Below are 15,356 nucleotides of genomic sequence, written 5' to 3'. Positions count from 1 at the left end.
CGGACGCCTCGAGTTGCGGGCGGTACAATCCGAACTTCGACATCTCCAGCGACACCACGACTCTCTACGCATCTGATCGCGATGGTTTTGTGTTCCTCGTCGACGATCTGAACCCGATGGAGCCCTTTTTGAAACGACACCTACCGCCGGCTCTTGCGTGAAAGAGTACCCCTCAGCGAAGGCGCTGGCAAATGGTGGCGCCCCCTCAATCGAAGCGGCTGAGTAGGATTGACAGGCTCCCGTTTTACGCCCGTGCTTTTCGTGGAGCGCTTATAGAAACGCCTGAATGTCAGCAGGAAATATCCAACTGCAATACAATAAGCGTGAGGACAGCCCGAGCGAGCGCCAGCCAAATGGAACCAGACGCCGTTGGCATAGGTGTCCCGCGCCCTTCGGCCGCGGGTTTACGGCATAGACCCGTCGTTCTGCGGTTGTGCATGGCCGCTTTACAGGTGGAATTGGTAGCGCTACGGTTTCAAGGTCGCGTGACCCAGGGGGATCTGGGGCAGACGTCGCCGACGCCAGTGGTGGATTGCCGCACTGCCGGCATCCGTTTCAAACCACGCCTGGTAGAAACGGCTCCCCATGACATTCGCAGGGGACCATCGGGAGGAGTTCGATGGCGTCTGTCGCGATTGGCGATGTCTACAAATCGTTCGGGGCCACCGAGGTCCTGCATGGTGTCAGCGTCGATATAGAAGACGGCGAGTTCGTCACGCTAGTCGGACCGTCCGGCTGCGGGAAATCGACACTTCTGCGGATGATTGCCGGCCTGGAAAAGATTTCGCGCGGCCATATCTCGATCGGCAGCCGGATCGTCAATGACGTTGCTCCGAAGGAACGCGACGTGGCCATGGTCTTCCAGAATTACGCGCTCTATCCGCATATGACGGTTGCGGAGAACATGGCGTTCTCGCTCATGCTCAAGGGTGTTCCGAAGGCGCATAGCGATGCAGGTGTCAAGCGGGCAGCCGAAATCCTCGGGTTGGTTGCTCTGCTGTCGCGCTATCCGCGGCAGCTTTCAGGCGGCCAACGTCAACGCGTCGCCATGGGCCGCGCGATCGTGCGCAATCCGCAGGTGTTTCTGTTTGATGAGCCGCTCAGCAATCTTGATGCCAAGCTTAGGGTGCAGATGCGCGCCGAGATCAAGGAGTTGCACCAACGGCTGAAGACCACGACCGTGTATGTCACGCACGACCAGATCGAGGCCATGACCATGGCTGACAAGATCGTGGTCATGCATGACGGTATCGTCGAGCAGATCGGGCCGCCGCTGGAGCTCTACGACCGGCCGAACAACCTGTTCGTCGCAAGCTTCATCGGTTCTCCCGCCATGAACATGCTCAAGGGAACTATCCTGACCGAAGGCACGCCGCGCTTCCAGGGCGAGGGAGGGATTTCGGTGCCTTTGTCCGGGCTGTCCTCCATCGGCAATGGCGAGCCCGTCGTGCTGGGGATACGGCCCGAGCATTTGCGGCTGGACGACAATGGCATTCCGATCACCGTGGTGGTCATCGAGCCGACCGGCTCGGAAGTACAGATCATCGGCCGGACGGCGGGAGGCGAGGACGTCGTGGCCAATTTCCGGGAACGCCATTCCTTCGCGCCGGGAGAAACCATCCGGTTGTCGGTCGAGCCTGGTCTCGTTCATCTCTTTCACGGCGAAACCGGCAAGCGCATCGATCAGCCCCCGCAGCGGTAAGCGACACGCAACGAGGAAAGACAGGAGGAAACGAGCATGAAATTCACCAGACGCGACGTGATCCGCACGACCGCCGGCGCCGCCGCTGGCGCCTTGGGGAGTCGGTTCGTCGGCTCCCCGGCCTTTGCCCAGGAGGGCTTGAAGTACAAACCAGAGGACGGCGCGAAGCTCAGGCTGCTGCGCTGGTCGCCTTTCGTGCAGGGCGACGAGGACCAGTGGCTGAAAAACACCAAACGGTTTACCGAAGTGACGGGGGTGGAGGTCCGCGTCGACAAGGAGAGCTGGGAAGACATTCGCCCCAAGGCTGCGGTCGCCGCCAATGTCGGCTCCGGTCCGGACGTGATGTTTGTCTGGTTCGACGATCCGCACCAGTACCCCGACAAGCTGCTCGACGTGACGGAACTGGGCGATTATCTCGGCAAGAAATATGGCGGCTGGTACGATGGGCCGAAACAGTATGCAGCGCACGAGGGCAAGTTCATCGGCCTGCCTCTGGCCACCATCGGCAACGCCATCGTCTACCGGGAAAGCTGGGTGAAGGAGGCCGGTTTCGCGGAGTTTCCGAAGGACACGGCCGGCTTCCTCGAGCTGTGCAAGGCACTCAAGGCCAAAGGCCATCCGGCCGGCTTCACCCACGGCCATGGCGTCGGCGACGGCAACAACTACGCGCACTGGCTGCTGTGGAGCCATGGCGGCCAGATGGTTGACGAGAAAGGCAAGGTCACGATCAACAGCCCCGAGACGCTCAAGGCGATCCAATATGCGCAGGAGCTTTACAAGACCTTCATTCCCGGGACCGAGAGCTGGCTCGACGTCAACAACAACCGCGCCTTCCTGGCCGGCGAAGTGAGCGTCATCGCCAACGGGATTTCCGTCTACAACACCGCCAAGGTCAACAAAGACAAGGATCCGAAGCTGACCGAGATCGCCAAGGACATGCGCACGACCAACATGCCGATCGGTCCGGTCGGGAAATCCGTCGAGCTGTTCCAGGTGACCACGGCCGTCATTTTCAACTACACGCCCTACCCCAACGCGGCGAAGGCCTATCTGCAGTTCATGTTCGAGGATCCGCAAATGTCGGACTGGATCGCCTCCTCGGCGTGCTACTGTTGCCAGACGCTCAAAGCCTTCGCCAACAATCCCGTATGGAAGGCCGATCCGAACAATGCGGCTTACGCGAAGGCCTCGGAGACGCTGCGTCCCAACGGCTATGCCGGGCCGCTCGGCTACGCCTCGGCAGCCACCATGGCCGACTATGTTCTGGTCGACATGTTCGCCAAGGCCGTGACTGGCCAGGCCACACCGCAGGAAGCGATGGAAGAGGCGGAAAAGCGCGCCAACCGCTACTATCGCGTTTGACCACAGCTGAGCCGGGCGGCCGACCGCGCTGCCCGGCTCGGTTTCGGCGGCGGCTTGCACCGCCATGCAACCAGACTTCACGAGGAGCCACCCATGGCCGTGAATTCCGCTGCGGTTCGGCCGCGCCCGTCGATCCTGTCGCGTCTGGCCGAAAGCCGCAATGTTCTCGGATTCGGCTTCATGCTGCCGGCGGCGGCGTTGCTGCTGGTTTTCCTGACCTACCCGCTCGGGCTCGGCGTCTGGCTCGGTTTCACCGATGCGCGCATCGGCCGCCCCGGCATCTTCATAGGCATCGAGAATTATGAATATCTGTGGAGCGACAGCGTCTTTTGGCTCTCGGTCTTCAACACGCTGCTCTACACGGTCAGCGCCTCGATCCTGAAGTTCGTGCTCGGGCTCTGGCTGGCGCTCATCCTCAACCAGAACCTTCCCTTCAAGTCGTTCTTTCGCGCGGTGGTGCTGCTGCCCTGGGTGGTGCCGACGGTGCTTTCGGCGATCGCCTTCTGGTGGATCTACGATTCGCAGTTCTCGATCCTGTCCTGGGCGCTGCAGCAGATGGGACTGATCGACCATCGCATCAACTTCCTCGGCGACCCGACCAATGCCCGCGCCTCGGTCATAGCCGCCAATGTCTGGCGCGGCATTCCATTCGTCGCAATCACTCTGCTCGCCGGCCTGCAGACCATCCCGCAATCGCTCTATGAGGCCGCCACCCTCGACGGCGCCAGCCGCTGGCAATTGTTCCGCCACGTGACCCTGCCGCTGCTAACGCCGATCATCGCCATCACCATGACTTTCTCAGTATTGTTCACGTTCACCGATTTCCAACTGATCTATGTGCTCACTCGTGGCGGCCCGGTAAATGCTACCCATCTGATGGCGACATTATCCTTCCAGCGCGGCATTGCCGGAGGCCAGCTCGGCGAAGGCGCGGCAATCGCCGTCGCCATGATCCCCTTCCTGCTGGCGGCGATCCTGTTCAGCTATTTCGGCTTGCAACGGCGCAGATGGCAGCAAGGCGGCGGAGACTGACATGACCGCGATCAAGCAAGCCGAGCGCATTGACACCGACGAAGGCGGCATGGGCTACCTGCAAAGCCTGCCGCGCCGGGTGGTGACGGTCTATCTGCCGCTACTGGTGTTCATGATCGTGCTCCTGTTCCCCTTCTACTGGATGACGATCACGGCGATTAAGCCGAATGCCGAGATGACCGACTACGCGAACCACAATCCGTTCTGGGTGGTTCATCCGACATTGCAGCACATACGCTATCTGCTGTTCGAGACCTCCTATCCTGGCTGGCTGCTCAACACGATCATCATCTCGACCGCCGCCACTTTCCTGTCGCTGTTGGCAGCGGTGCTGGCGGCTTATGCGATCGAACGCCTGAGATTTTCGGGCGCGCGCCAGGTCGGCCTCGCGGTGTTCCTGGCCTATCTTGTGCCGCCTTCGATCCTATTCATCCCGCTGTCGCTGATGGTGTTCAACCTCGGCCTCTATGACACACCGTTCGCGTTGATCCTCACCTACCCCACCTTCCTCGTCCCGTTTTGCACCTGGCTGCTGATGGGCTATTTCCGCTCGATCCCGTTCGAACTGGAAGAATGCGCTCTGATCGACGGCGCGAGCCGCTGGCAGATCCTCACCAAGATCGTGCTGCCGCTGTCAGTACCTGGCCTGATTTCGGCCGGCATCTTCGCCTTCACGCTATCCTGGAACGAGTTTATTTACGCGCTGACCTTCATTCAATCGTCGGAAAAGAAGACGGTACCGGTCGGCGTGCTCACCGAGCTGGTTCGTTCCGACGTCTATGAGTGGGGCGCGCTGATGGCAGGCGCGCTGATCGGCTCGCTGCCGGTGGTGGTGCTCTATTCATTCTTTGTCGAGTACTACGTTTCCTCAATGACGGGCGCGGTAAAGGAATAACGTCGTGCGACCGAACCTCAGCGCTCGCGAAGACGATGATCCCATCGTCGCCCGGGCAACAACGCCGATGCCCCTGCCAAATTGCAATCGTCATTTCCTACCTCTACCCAATCAGGAATGCGTCGGGCGATGGTGCTGGAGACCGCCCTCCTCATTTCCGGCTGCCATTTGGGCGATGTCGGCGCACGGCGTGGAGGCGAGCTAAAAGAGAGCCTCGTGGGCGGCGGCAAGCAGCGTGGGCGCGGCAATACGCTTGTCGCGGGTGATGGTCGCGGATCGGATCATCAACGCCGAGGTCCCCATTCGCACAGGAAGCATCATTCTCCAGATCCCAATTGCCCCTGTAACGCGATGCGCGTTCGTGGCAGAACTTTGGCATGGCACGCCTTCGCCCGCTGCTGGCCTTTTTAGCGCTCTATGCTGCAATGTATGCTGCATTCGGGACAGCGTCCCCGTTCTGGCCACGGTATTTTGAGGCGCGCGGTCTAACACCTGAAGAGCTGGGCGTTCTGTTCGGGCTAGGCAACGCAGCCCGGCTGATTGCCGGACCGCTCGCCAATCGAATAGCAGACCTTCTCGGCGCCCTGCGCATCACCCTGGCGGTCTGCATCGGGATCGCGGTGGCGGCGACGCTTGGGCTGGCCGCCGTGCAAGGCCTCTTCCTTCTGTTGGTCGTCTATCTGGCCCAGTCAGCCGGGCTGGCACCGATCACGACCCTCGCCGACGCCCTTGCGGCGCGCGCATCGGTGCGCGAGCCGGTTTTTGAATATGGTTGGGTGCGGGGTGCGGCATCAGCAGCCTTTGTTGCTGGCACTCTCGTGGCAGGCCAGGTGCTCGGAGTTTTGGAACTGGGTGCGATCATATGGATGTACGCTGCGCTGCTCGCCGGCGCGTTGGCTGCCGCCGCGCTGGTGCCGGAATCAGACACCGGCGCCGAGCGGGCAGCGGACCCTGTCGGGCAAAGCGTAATCGGCGGGCTGCGCGAGCTGCTCGGCCTTGCGATTTTCCGGCGCATCGTCGTGATTGCGGCGCTGATCTATGGCAGCCATGCCATGCATGACACCTTCTCGGTCATCCGCTGGACAGCGGCCGGGGTCGGTACGGCGGCGAGCAGCATACTTTGGTCGGAAGCCGTCGCAGCGGAGGTGGTGGTGTTCGTTGTGGTCGGGCCGATCCTGCTGCGCCGGCTTGGGGTGGCCGGGGCCGCTGCTCTGGCCGTGGTGGCCGGAATTCTTCGCTGGGTCGTGGAAGCAGAAACGGCGACGATTTGGATGCTTGCGCTCGTGCAACCGCTTCACGGCATTACGTTCGCCCTGCTGCATCTTGCCTGTATGCGTGTTATCGCCAGCAGCGTGCCCGCACATCTTGCCGCCACTGCGCAGGCCGTTTACGCGATCGGCCCGGGGCTGGCCACCGCGGGTCTCGTCTGGGTCTCAGGTCAGCTTTACGGAGCCTATGGCCCGCCCGGGTTCCTCATGATGGCGGCACTCTGTGTGCTGTCCCTTCCGCTGGTGACTCGACTTCGTGAAACGCCCCCATCATCGGATTGACATGTATGGGACGATGGTCGCGACGCCGGGCCTGTTCCATGCCTTCGGCTTCAGCGACACCGGCTCTTGCCCGGTTCAACCTTAAGCCCGTGCGCCAGTCGGCTTGGACGGTCACTTGGAAAGACAATCGAGCATGTGAGCGTAGATCGTCTGCGCATTGTCTCCGCGCTGATCGCCGTTACATCAAAATGTCAGGCTAATCTCACGCCTGCCGTGCGGGGGGGATCGTGAACCTCCGCCGGTCGAAGGCCCTATCATATTGTTCAACACCGTCGAGAACCTCAGGGCCTCTCTCAGTGTGAGGCCAAGAAGAATGCAGTCGCCGAACTCGGCCACGTTCTCTCGTACGGCATCCCAAACCAGCCATTCTCCGCTGGGGTCGCACAGCGGCTCGTAAGGGCCCCTGCCCATTAGGGTCACTTTACCGATCCTGACCTCCTCGACGCACCTGCAACGCCTCCTCGATCCATAGAGTAGAGCGTGCAGCCATGCAGCGGGTACGGCGTTGGCACCCCTGGTTTGGGGTGTGAGGACACGCTAGGCCGCCAGCAATAACGGGGCTTCGCCGTTTTTTCCCTCTGGCATCGCTCGCGCCCATTAGTATTATAAGTATCTAATATATTAATCTTGCGCTGCCAGTCAAACCTCGAGGCCACCTCGAGTTTTGTCGTAGGGTGCGACTGCGTTTTGTTGTCTGGCTGCTTGAGCCGCCTTTCGCGACCGCTGGTCCACGGACTGGCGTTGCGCGATTATTCACAGCGCGGCAGCGTGCTGAGTTTTGTAAAAGCAGCCGCAACGACAGCGAGACCAGTTCGGCCTCTTCACGAAGCAGCTTCGGTTCGTTCAGTGCGGCTTCGCAAGGGGTTCCGCATCTCCCATGGTTTCAAGCGATTCGACGGCCGCCGATCGTCCACCTGCCCGCGCAATCGCCGTGCTCGAAGACGCCGTTCGTCGCGGCATAAACATCAGGACTTCAGTCTTAGTTGAGCTATTGCTAATATGCCGATAGCTTAGCAGCGAGGGGGCGAATCCTAGCGCTCGTAGCTCAAACAGAACAGAGTGGAGGCTCGAATGGGCGATGACAAGCTCTGGCATGGTGCCATTCACGACCATCAGGTCGGATATTTCGCTTCAAAGAACGGTTTGACTACGGACCTGGCTTGGGAGTTGATCCTAAAATACGGCAACAACCGAAAGGCCGTGATTAAAGCTGCGCAGGATTTGCTCTGGCAACATGGCCGACCACCCGCATGCTCCCCTGTAGAGCCCCCACCGCCCTTGGCGAAGAGCGTGGGCCGACGAAAGCGGTAGCTTGCAACGCTAGCTGCGAGACTTTGGCGTTTGAAGACGGCCAAGGACTTCATAGGCAGAATGCGCTGTTCATCCGGTGGAACGGGACAAGTTGTGGCCGTTTGGAGGCTGAAACGCTCTAAAGCAGCCTACCGAGCGCAATGATGGCCTGGAAAAGCCAGTCTGAAAGCTTCCGACTACGCGGTAGCGTCCGACGTCGACCTTCTAACCGGCACGCTCGTTAGCTTGGGCGTGTGAATTTCCATCGGGGTCATGGCTGTCACTCCTCGACGGGCGCCGGGAGACTCTCTCCCGAACCTCCAACCCACTCTTCCTCTCTCAGATCGCGTGCCCCAGAAGCTCCGGCATTGCGGCAGCGGCCACGTCAGGGCTGACAGCCAGGGGAAGGCTTGGGCTTCAGGAAGTCGCCCACGGGACCAAGCGCCGCTTCACCTTCCGGAATCCGCTGTGCTTTCTTGCACAAGAAAACCGGGACCCACCGAGATATGGCGACCCTGCTGAAATTGCACAGGCAATTTGTGTTGAGATTGAGCAACTGCAAGTTCTCCCCGGCCCTAGCCAATGCATGTATAAACTGACCCAACGTCATGATACGCGAAGAGCGTGTCATGGTCGAAGCTGAGAGAGTGGTTGCATGTCGAGCAGGTTTGTCCGGCCCGTGGTGGTGCAAATTGGCCGGCATGACGGTGAGCGCGTCATATTCGATGTGAACGACGCAGCCACGATCCTGCTGCGGAGTTTCCCTCATCAGACGAAGAAGCGAAAACTGGCTATGGATGCATGTCTTCAGGTTCTGCGTGGTGAAGCCCAGACGCCGGTAGCGAGAGGAGCTTTCGTTGCAGCGGCGTTAGAGGCGAAAATCCTACGCGGCGACTGATAGCCAAATGGATAGCAGGCTCAATGGCTCCCAGAGTGACTGGCAGAGCCTCACGCCGTCGCACAGTGAAGACCGGGATTTGTGCAGATGAAGCAGAGCGCCGAGTCCTGCCGCCATGGGAAACAACCCGACGTTCATCTGCCTGACTCGACAACCGCCAGGAAGACGGCAATATTTGCGTCGATCGGAGATAACATATGCGAGATTTGCCAGGCGACATCGATGCGGACGTTGTGATCGAAGTCAGTCGGTTCCTCGATGATGCCGAGGATCTCGCGCCTTTGCCGGTGCATGAACTGGTCAAGCGGATTCGTACGACACTCCAGACCCGCCTTTCCGATCAAGCAATCGAAGAACTGGTGGTCGAGATGGCGTCGAAACGTGGTTTGCCTATGGTCTTCGACAAGCCAGCATAGTCAATTCTTCCAGAACACTTGGAAATATCGGCAAAGGCGGGCGGCGAATTGTCATTGCCTTCGAATGAGCGGCAAGAATAGCAGGTCGAGAAAACGGCCAGCCATGGGCTTGACAGCCTGTCATCATGGTTCTCATTTCACCGGTGAAGCGGCACAACGCGAGACTGCACAATCCTGGCAGCGAGATCGCCCACCAATCAGCGCTGGGCGTCGTCGTCAGTTTACCCGTTTCTCGCGCGCAAGAAAAAGGCCGGACCAAAGGTCCGGCCAAGTATGAAGGTCAAAAACCTCCAGAGGGGAACGCGCCGGACGATGGGAGGAAACATCCGACGCACCGCGCATGTAGGTCAGTAAAGGTGAGACTTCAACGACATGCCGGTAGGCCACCAGACTTGGTCATCTTGGTGCACTGAAGCTTTGCGTGCCTGATGCGCTTGCCGAGATCACATGGGTGGTTCAGCCAGCCGGGCCCAACAGCGGTCCCGGCAGGACGATCAGCTTCGCTGATGTTCGAGGGAGTGAAAGCATCGTTCCAAGTCGCAAGCGACACATGGCATCTGAAAGGCAAGAAGATCGGGTGGTTCGACTGACCCGGCTTGTCGGGCATCGCATCTCCTATGCGAGAGCAAAGCCCGCGCCGCTTGCAGGAAGCGCGGGCCGATCGGGAGCCCGGTGAAGATCCCGATCTTCGGCAACGATGGGGTTAGCATCGTCTGCCGCAGCACGAATAGTTAGAGATCACTAATGTTTCGTCAAGCCGACTTTGTAGGGGTGTCGAAACACGCCTGCAGCGTGCCTGCGTCCTGGCCGAGTGTCAAAGTCCGCAGCCCGCCACCTTAGAAGCGGTGACGGGCCAATCAGGAAGGGTAATGCTACGTTGCGCTACGTGTTCCTCAATCGTAGACCTTCACAATTTTTCGGGTTCCCGGATCCACAAGGACGGTTCGGTTGTCGATCACCGCATAGCGATATTTGACATTGGGGATTTCGTGAACCTCGACGGTTTCGGGCAGAGCCGTACCCACATTGAGTTCGACACCGGGAACCTTCACAGAAGCGAGCGGCTGCTTCTTAACATACTCCCTTATGACCGTGTCCTGTTCAGGCGTGACCACAACGTCCTGAGCTGCAGCTGCGCCGACGCCGGCAAGCAGCAGAACCGCAGCAGCGGCGATCTTGAAATTGGTTCTCATGTTTCAATGCTCCTATGGAGTGCGTTGCCCCGCCCAGCCGAACTTGATTGAATTCAAAATGTTCCTCCCCTGGACCTTAGTCCACGTAATGACTGGACCTAGGTCTGAGTTGCCACGGCAACGGTTCTGAGGTTCTGACCGCCACCTTGGTCGGCACTCGCCCAGTTCGAGCCGTCATTTGTCGCACTGTTGGGAGAACGTTTGCGCGCTTGTGGAAACGCCAAACAGGCGGCTTCATACCTGATGAAATTAGCTAGCTGTGAGCGCCTTTGCCGCTGGAAGCACTAAGAAGGGTCGAAAGCCTCTTAAATATCTCCGCGTTTCAATCGACCGCAGCCGCCTCCAATTTTCCAGCGCGGAGCAGGTAATGCTAAGCGACGGAGAGAGCGCCCGCCAATGCGGTGGCCAGGGACATCCTCTCTTGCCCTGTGTTTCAATCAAAACAAACGGTTATGAAGTTTTCAACTGTCCAGCGATGTCGATTGAGGTTCAACCAAATCCGTCTACGTTTTGGGGCGAGTTCGAGATCTTCGATAAAGCGTCAGGGCCAGCACACAGGAAAAGCAACTTAGCGCTCTCCAGCTCAAGCAGAAGCTATCTCCCGGCAGATACACCGATGGAAATGGACTTTATTTGGTTGTTGACCCATCGGGCGCCAAGCGCCTGGATACTCTGGGTCGTCGTCCAGGGACGGCGGCGGGACATAGGGCTGGGAGGTGTCTCGCTTGTCGGTTTGGCGGAGGCGCTCAAGGAGGCCAACCACATGCTCTATATGCTCAAGAACAAGAACCTCAGCGACGCGGAAGCCAGGATCACCTGATCCTCGCCACCTGAGATCGCATGGCGGGCAATCAGCGGCTGCAACCAAATCGACTGAAGCTCGTTGTACCTTGTCGAGTTCTGTACGTTTCCGACAAATCTCTTGCGATGTAGCGTACATTGGGTAAGATGGCCTGCGGGCGGCCTCTCGACTGGTCCTGCGATGAGGCGAGCCATGGGCAATAACGATCTGTCCGTCGTCCTGCGCGATGCTAGGTTTCTCCTGCTTCAGATCCGAAGGTCCGTCTCATCGGGCGGTCACATTGAGGCTGTGCCGGAGTTCGACGCGCTGGTTGGCGTGGCAGTTGACGAGGCCACGCGCAAGCTGTCCGCTTTGGACAATGAAAAACCAAAGCGAGGCGATTTGCCCGACTAGCGAAAACATATCCGGCCGAGCTGTCCGCAGTTGAACTGGCAGCGTATTGTCCCCGCTGATGGCCGCGAGCGCGGGATAACTGTGGGCGATTGCGAGGATTTTTGACATCAAGTTAACTCTCAAGGGGGCTTGACGGGTTCGAGAGATAGAAAAAGCGCGGCGTTGATCAAAACTGGCGATGCTCGAAACTTGCTGCGGGGCCAACCTTCTGGATGAGGCCTACCACGAAATGTACGTCCTTAACCGTTCATTGACTCTCGCCGCTTGCGATCTCTAAATCGTTTCTGAGGGAACGTTCTTGCACGTGCGTACTGGGAGGCGCTCGATGTTGAACCAGCTCGGCAATTCTTGCTTTTGTCCCGCTGATTTGCAGATCTGCCAACGGGTCTTCGACCGGCTTTGTGCCGAGCGAAATTTCGACCACACAAGCCAACAAGCAGAGCTCATAGCTTCGGCGGTGCTTGATCGCTTTCAAATCGGCCACTTAGATGAAGGCGAACTTTGGCTTGCCGTCCGTACGTGCAGCCTGTACCGGCGGGCCGTGGCAATGCTTCGAAGCGCCGACCACCCAGCTTTCTATCGAGGCGCCACCCGTGGCCCGGATTTGCCGAGCAGCCGGGCATATTCTGCTTCAGGCTCGCCATAAAAGCCACCGGCGGCAGCGATCAGGCCCTCTCGGTCGCGAACGGTGACTTCACCGCGGCGGGACTTGATGAGCCCGTCTCCCTCCAGCAGTTGCAGGGCGATCGTTACGCCCGGACGCCTGACGCCAAGCATCACCGCCAGGAAATCGTGGGTGATCGCGATTTCGTCGCCGATGATCCGGTCGTCGCACATCAGCAGCCATCTCGCCAACCGATCTTCCAGCCTCGCGCGGGCATTGATCAACGCCGTGGATCTGGTCTGGATGTGCAGGTAGTGAACATAGCGAAGCAGCAAGAGCCGGAGAGTTGGACTGCTTTCCAGCGCAGCCTTGAACGCATCCGCCTCGATGCCAACTGCCTCACTCGTCACCTGAATATAGCAATCGTGGGTTGCCCAGTCGACGCCCATGACCAAGGCGCAGGCGGTCATACCTTCGCGGCCGATAATACCTACCTCCGCATTCGCTTCCGGCCGAATTTTCGCCACGACAGATGCGATGCCGCTTTCGAGAAAGTAGACGCACTCAATGGGCTCGCCAGCCGATTCCAGCGGAGTCTTCAATTTAAGATGTCGGTTGTACATGTAGGGCTGAAGGAGTGCGAAATCGGCTCGGCTGAGGCGGCCTAACAGTTCGCTTCTGCTCTGGGTAACTTCCTGGTCCATGGCGCCCTCCCATAAAGGCAAGAGCGCTTGTCATCTCCCAGCCGCCTGCGCCCGTGGGAAATGCAGACGATGGCAAAGTGTACCATAATTCCGGCGAACCCGTACATTTTGCACTATTGCCGATTTGGGGACTCGCTGGACGCCTCCGAAACCCCGCTGTCTGTCGCTCGGGTCACGCGGTGATGTGATGGTTTTGCGTGTAGTGGTCGCCTCAGGCGACGTCCTCTGACCGCGCTTCGCCCAGCGCCTGCTCGACGGCGACATCCACCCGAAGTTCTTCGCCAAGATATACGGGCTGGTGGTCGACGCCGCCCAAGGCGTCTTCTGGTGCGTCATGAAGCGCTATCCGAAGAGTGCGCGGTGGCAAGAAGACGGCGGAGCAGATCAGCACCATGCACAAGGCCATCACCGGCAGAACCTAGGAGAGAAGATGTTCAAGAATGGTGAACCGGGCAGCCCAGGCGGTCCCAGGCACGTCCATACATTTCACGTCATTCAATCCAGCCTCGGCGTCGGGATCGGTGGATTTATCTCCCATCCTGGGCCCCCGCCGCAGGCGCTCTCTAGATCTCGGCTAACAGCCTGAGGCTACTGCCGCTCAAAACATATATTCAGGCCAATAACGCACCATGACCCACAGCGCCGCCGCGATCAGCGCCATGATGCCAGCGTATTCCAGTACGAGTCGGGGGGAAGGCATTGCCCTTTTTACGTACCGACATTTGGTTTAGCCAGTCATTTCCGGGCGAGTATCACCTAGAGTCCAGCAGCACCACAGCGGCCTTAAGCCCAAACCAAAGCCAAAGGTGCGCGGACATTGCCATGCAAGCTAATATGGCAGCAAGCTCGGCCCGCCGTGGCGGGCTTTCTGACTGGCCGGTGTCCAGGAGAGTTTGGCTACAGCAGCCTCACGGCTGGTTCAACACTTCTGCTCCGGTGGCTCCAGCAGCCTAGCGGCGCGCGATCAGCAGACAGAGCTGACGCAGGTCGCGATCATAAGTGCCGGCGCTGCCGAGCACGTCGACGCAGCGCTTCTTCATCCGCGTCAGCTGGCTGCCCGACATGTCGGCGACGACACTGGGCAGGCTGACGGTGCTCGCCTTGGAGGGATTGCTTGGGTTGGACAGACTATTTGGGTTCGTTCCAAGGCTCACTCCTAGACCGGCATTTTTGCCGTCGCCTACGCTCACTTTGGCACCGACGCCGATCCCCCTTGTGTCTCCAACTGTCGCTCCCAGTCCGGCGGTCACGCCGCTCGACCCGACCAATGTTGCGCCAGCGCCAGCATTGATGCCGCTGGAACCGCCGACCGAGGCGCCGAGGCCAGCGTTGACGCCACCGCTGCCGCCGATCGATGCGCCCGCCCCTGCGTTGATACCACTCGAGCCACCGATGGAGGCACCCGCGCCGGCATCGACACCGCCACTGCCTCCAATAGATGCCCCGGCGCCGACGCTGATTCCGGCGGCATTTGCGGGCATGCTCAAAACTGCAATGATCACACCACTCGCCAATATTTTGGCGGTTCTCTCGAATCTGGCCATGGCACTCTCCTGGTGGTTGCGTACTAACGACAACGAGCAAGCTGCCGGTTGTGCATCAGTACGCGCCGAGAGGCCTTCCGGTTTCCTAACGATGGATTGTTTCGGGTAACGCAGTTCTTAATCTCTGCACCAAATCCCTCACAATTAATTTCTCTTTTGTTAATATTTTAATCGTGGCTAATGCAGAGATAGCTTAAGTTTCGGCGGAGAGACATTTTCCGGAAATTCGGTTGGTTACCGTGCCATAGATTTGGACGCCGGCCGGTCTGTCATTTGGGTTAGAGGAGGATACACTCCGCCGGAACGTCGGCAGCCATTTAGACCGACTCTTCAATAAGTGGTTGTATTGAACAACCTTTCCGATATGCTTTGTGGCGCTTGGTCATCACGTGGGGGGCACCCGCGACAGGTGAAAGGGGCGTAATGGCATGCGTTAAGGGCACTCTGGAGAAGGGAACCGTGCATGCTTAAGAGATTTCTCGCATCGAGTATTGCGGCGCTTGCCGCAGTCGCGCCGCCGGGTCCAGCGTTCGCCGCGACGGCAACCGGCAACATGACGGTTCGCATCACGATTCAGGCCGAATGCAAAGTTCAGACTGCCAGCGATCTGGATTTCGGCACGAGGGGCGTCATTGATGCGAATGTAGACCAGACCAGCACGGTTGGCGTGCAATGCACGAGCGGCCAAACATACAATGTCGGCATGAGTGCCGGCGGCGGCGCCGGCGCGACGGTTGCCGTTCGCAAGATGACCGGCCCGGCGGCGGCGACTCTTAACTACACGCTCTATCGCGACACCGCCCGCACGCAAATCTGGGGCGTTACGATCGGCGCCGACACGGTCACGGGAACCGGCACCGGCAGTGTCCAGAACCTTACCGTCTATGGGCGGGTGCCGCCGCAGACCACACCGGCAGCCGGCGTTTATACCGACACCGTCGCGATCACCGTTACCTACTGACAACAGCAAA

Annotated in this window: 13 protein-coding genes; 10 read left to right on the top strand and 3 right to left on the bottom strand. The window is 59.4% G+C overall.

All coding sequences use genetic code 11. The features are described from left to right. Positions 1–619: 619 nt before the first annotated feature. From NKH57_RS18140 to NKH57_RS18110, 7 genes are all read left to right on the top strand, one after another. Entirely contained in the window at positions 620–1,702 is a 1,083-nt protein-coding gene (locus tag NKH57_RS18140; protein WP_023761785.1) for an ABC transporter ATP-binding protein, read from the top strand. A gap of 36 nt (positions 1,703–1,738) precedes the next feature. Beyond that, complete coding sequence (locus NKH57_RS18135) at positions 1,739–3,064, top strand: ABC transporter substrate-binding protein (RefSeq protein ID WP_352945853.1); 1,326 nt, start codon at positions 1,739–1,741, stop codon at positions 3,062–3,064. 93 nt (positions 3,065–3,157) lie between these two features. Beyond that, the gene (locus tag NKH57_RS18130) at positions 3,158–4,096 is read left to right on the top strand and encodes a carbohydrate ABC transporter permease (RefSeq protein WP_023761783.1); all 939 of its coding nucleotides are present in this window, start codon (positions 3,158–3,160) and stop codon (positions 4,094–4,096) included. 1 nt (position 4,097) lies between these two features. Further along, entirely contained in the window at positions 4,098–4,991 is an 894-nt protein-coding gene (locus NKH57_RS18125; protein WP_352486268.1) for a carbohydrate ABC transporter permease, read from the top strand. A 377-nt stretch (positions 4,992–5,368) separates the two neighbouring features. Next, positions 5,369–6,541 (top strand): MFS transporter, encoded by a 1,173-nt coding sequence (locus NKH57_RS18120; protein WP_352945850.1) that lies wholly within the window; start codon positions 5,369–5,371, stop codon positions 6,539–6,541. A 1,945-nt stretch (positions 6,542–8,486) separates the two neighbouring features. Then, a complete protein-coding gene (locus NKH57_RS18115; RefSeq protein ID WP_352945848.1) occupies positions 8,487–8,729 on the top strand; it encodes a DUF982 domain-containing protein in 243 nt (80 codons plus the stop codon). Positions 8,730–8,926: 197 nt separating this feature from the next. After that, a complete protein-coding gene (locus NKH57_RS18110) occupies positions 8,927–9,145 on the top strand; it encodes a hypothetical protein (RefSeq protein ID WP_352486264.1) in 219 nt (72 codons plus the stop codon). An 893-nt stretch (positions 9,146–10,038) separates the two neighbouring features. On the opposite strand, the gene NKH57_RS18105 is transcribed toward NKH57_RS18110, so the two are convergent. Further along, entirely contained in the window at positions 10,039–10,338 is a 300-nt protein-coding gene (locus tag NKH57_RS18105) for a DUF1236 domain-containing protein (protein ID WP_352945846.1), read from the bottom strand. Between the two features lie 367 nt (positions 10,339–10,705). Here NKH57_RS18105 and NKH57_RS18100 point away from each other — a divergent pair, with 367 nt between their 5' ends. Then, positions 10,706–11,158 carry a hypothetical protein gene (locus NKH57_RS18100; protein ID WP_352945844.1) on the top strand — a complete coding sequence of 151 codons (453 nt, stop codon included), beginning with the start codon at positions 10,706–10,708 and terminating at the stop codon, positions 11,156–11,158. A gap of 174 nt (positions 11,159–11,332) precedes the next feature. Continuing rightward, positions 11,333–11,533, top strand: a complete 201-nt coding sequence (locus NKH57_RS18095; RefSeq protein ID WP_023761775.1) for a hypothetical protein — start codon at positions 11,333–11,335, stop codon at positions 11,531–11,533. Positions 11,534–12,109: 576 nt separating this feature from the next. Here the strand turns inward: NKH57_RS18095 and NKH57_RS18090 are convergent. Beyond that, the gene (locus NKH57_RS18090; protein WP_352945842.1) at positions 12,110–12,841 is read right to left on the bottom strand and encodes a Crp/Fnr family transcriptional regulator; all 732 of its coding nucleotides are present in this window, start codon (positions 12,839–12,841) and stop codon (positions 12,110–12,112) included. Between the two features lie 950 nt (positions 12,842–13,791). Next, positions 13,792–14,385, bottom strand: a complete 594-nt coding sequence (locus tag NKH57_RS18085) for a hypothetical protein (protein ID WP_352945840.1) — start codon at positions 14,383–14,385, stop codon at positions 13,792–13,794. 463 nt (positions 14,386–14,848) lie between these two features. Between NKH57_RS18085 and NKH57_RS18080 the strand changes: the two genes are divergently transcribed. Further along, positions 14,849–15,346, top strand: coding sequence for a Csu type fimbrial protein (locus NKH57_RS18080; protein ID WP_352604555.1), 498 nt, complete (start codon positions 14,849–14,851; stop codon positions 15,344–15,346). Positions 15,347–15,356: the final 10 nt, after the last annotated feature.

It is taken from the genome of Mesorhizobium sp. M1050, from assembly GCF_040318715.1.
In the GTDB taxonomy this organism is placed as follows: Bacteria; Pseudomonadota; Alphaproteobacteria; order Rhizobiales; family Rhizobiaceae; genus Mesorhizobium.
Note: the sequence above shows the minus strand (reverse complement) of the source record. Positions and strands in the feature narration are given on the sequence as shown.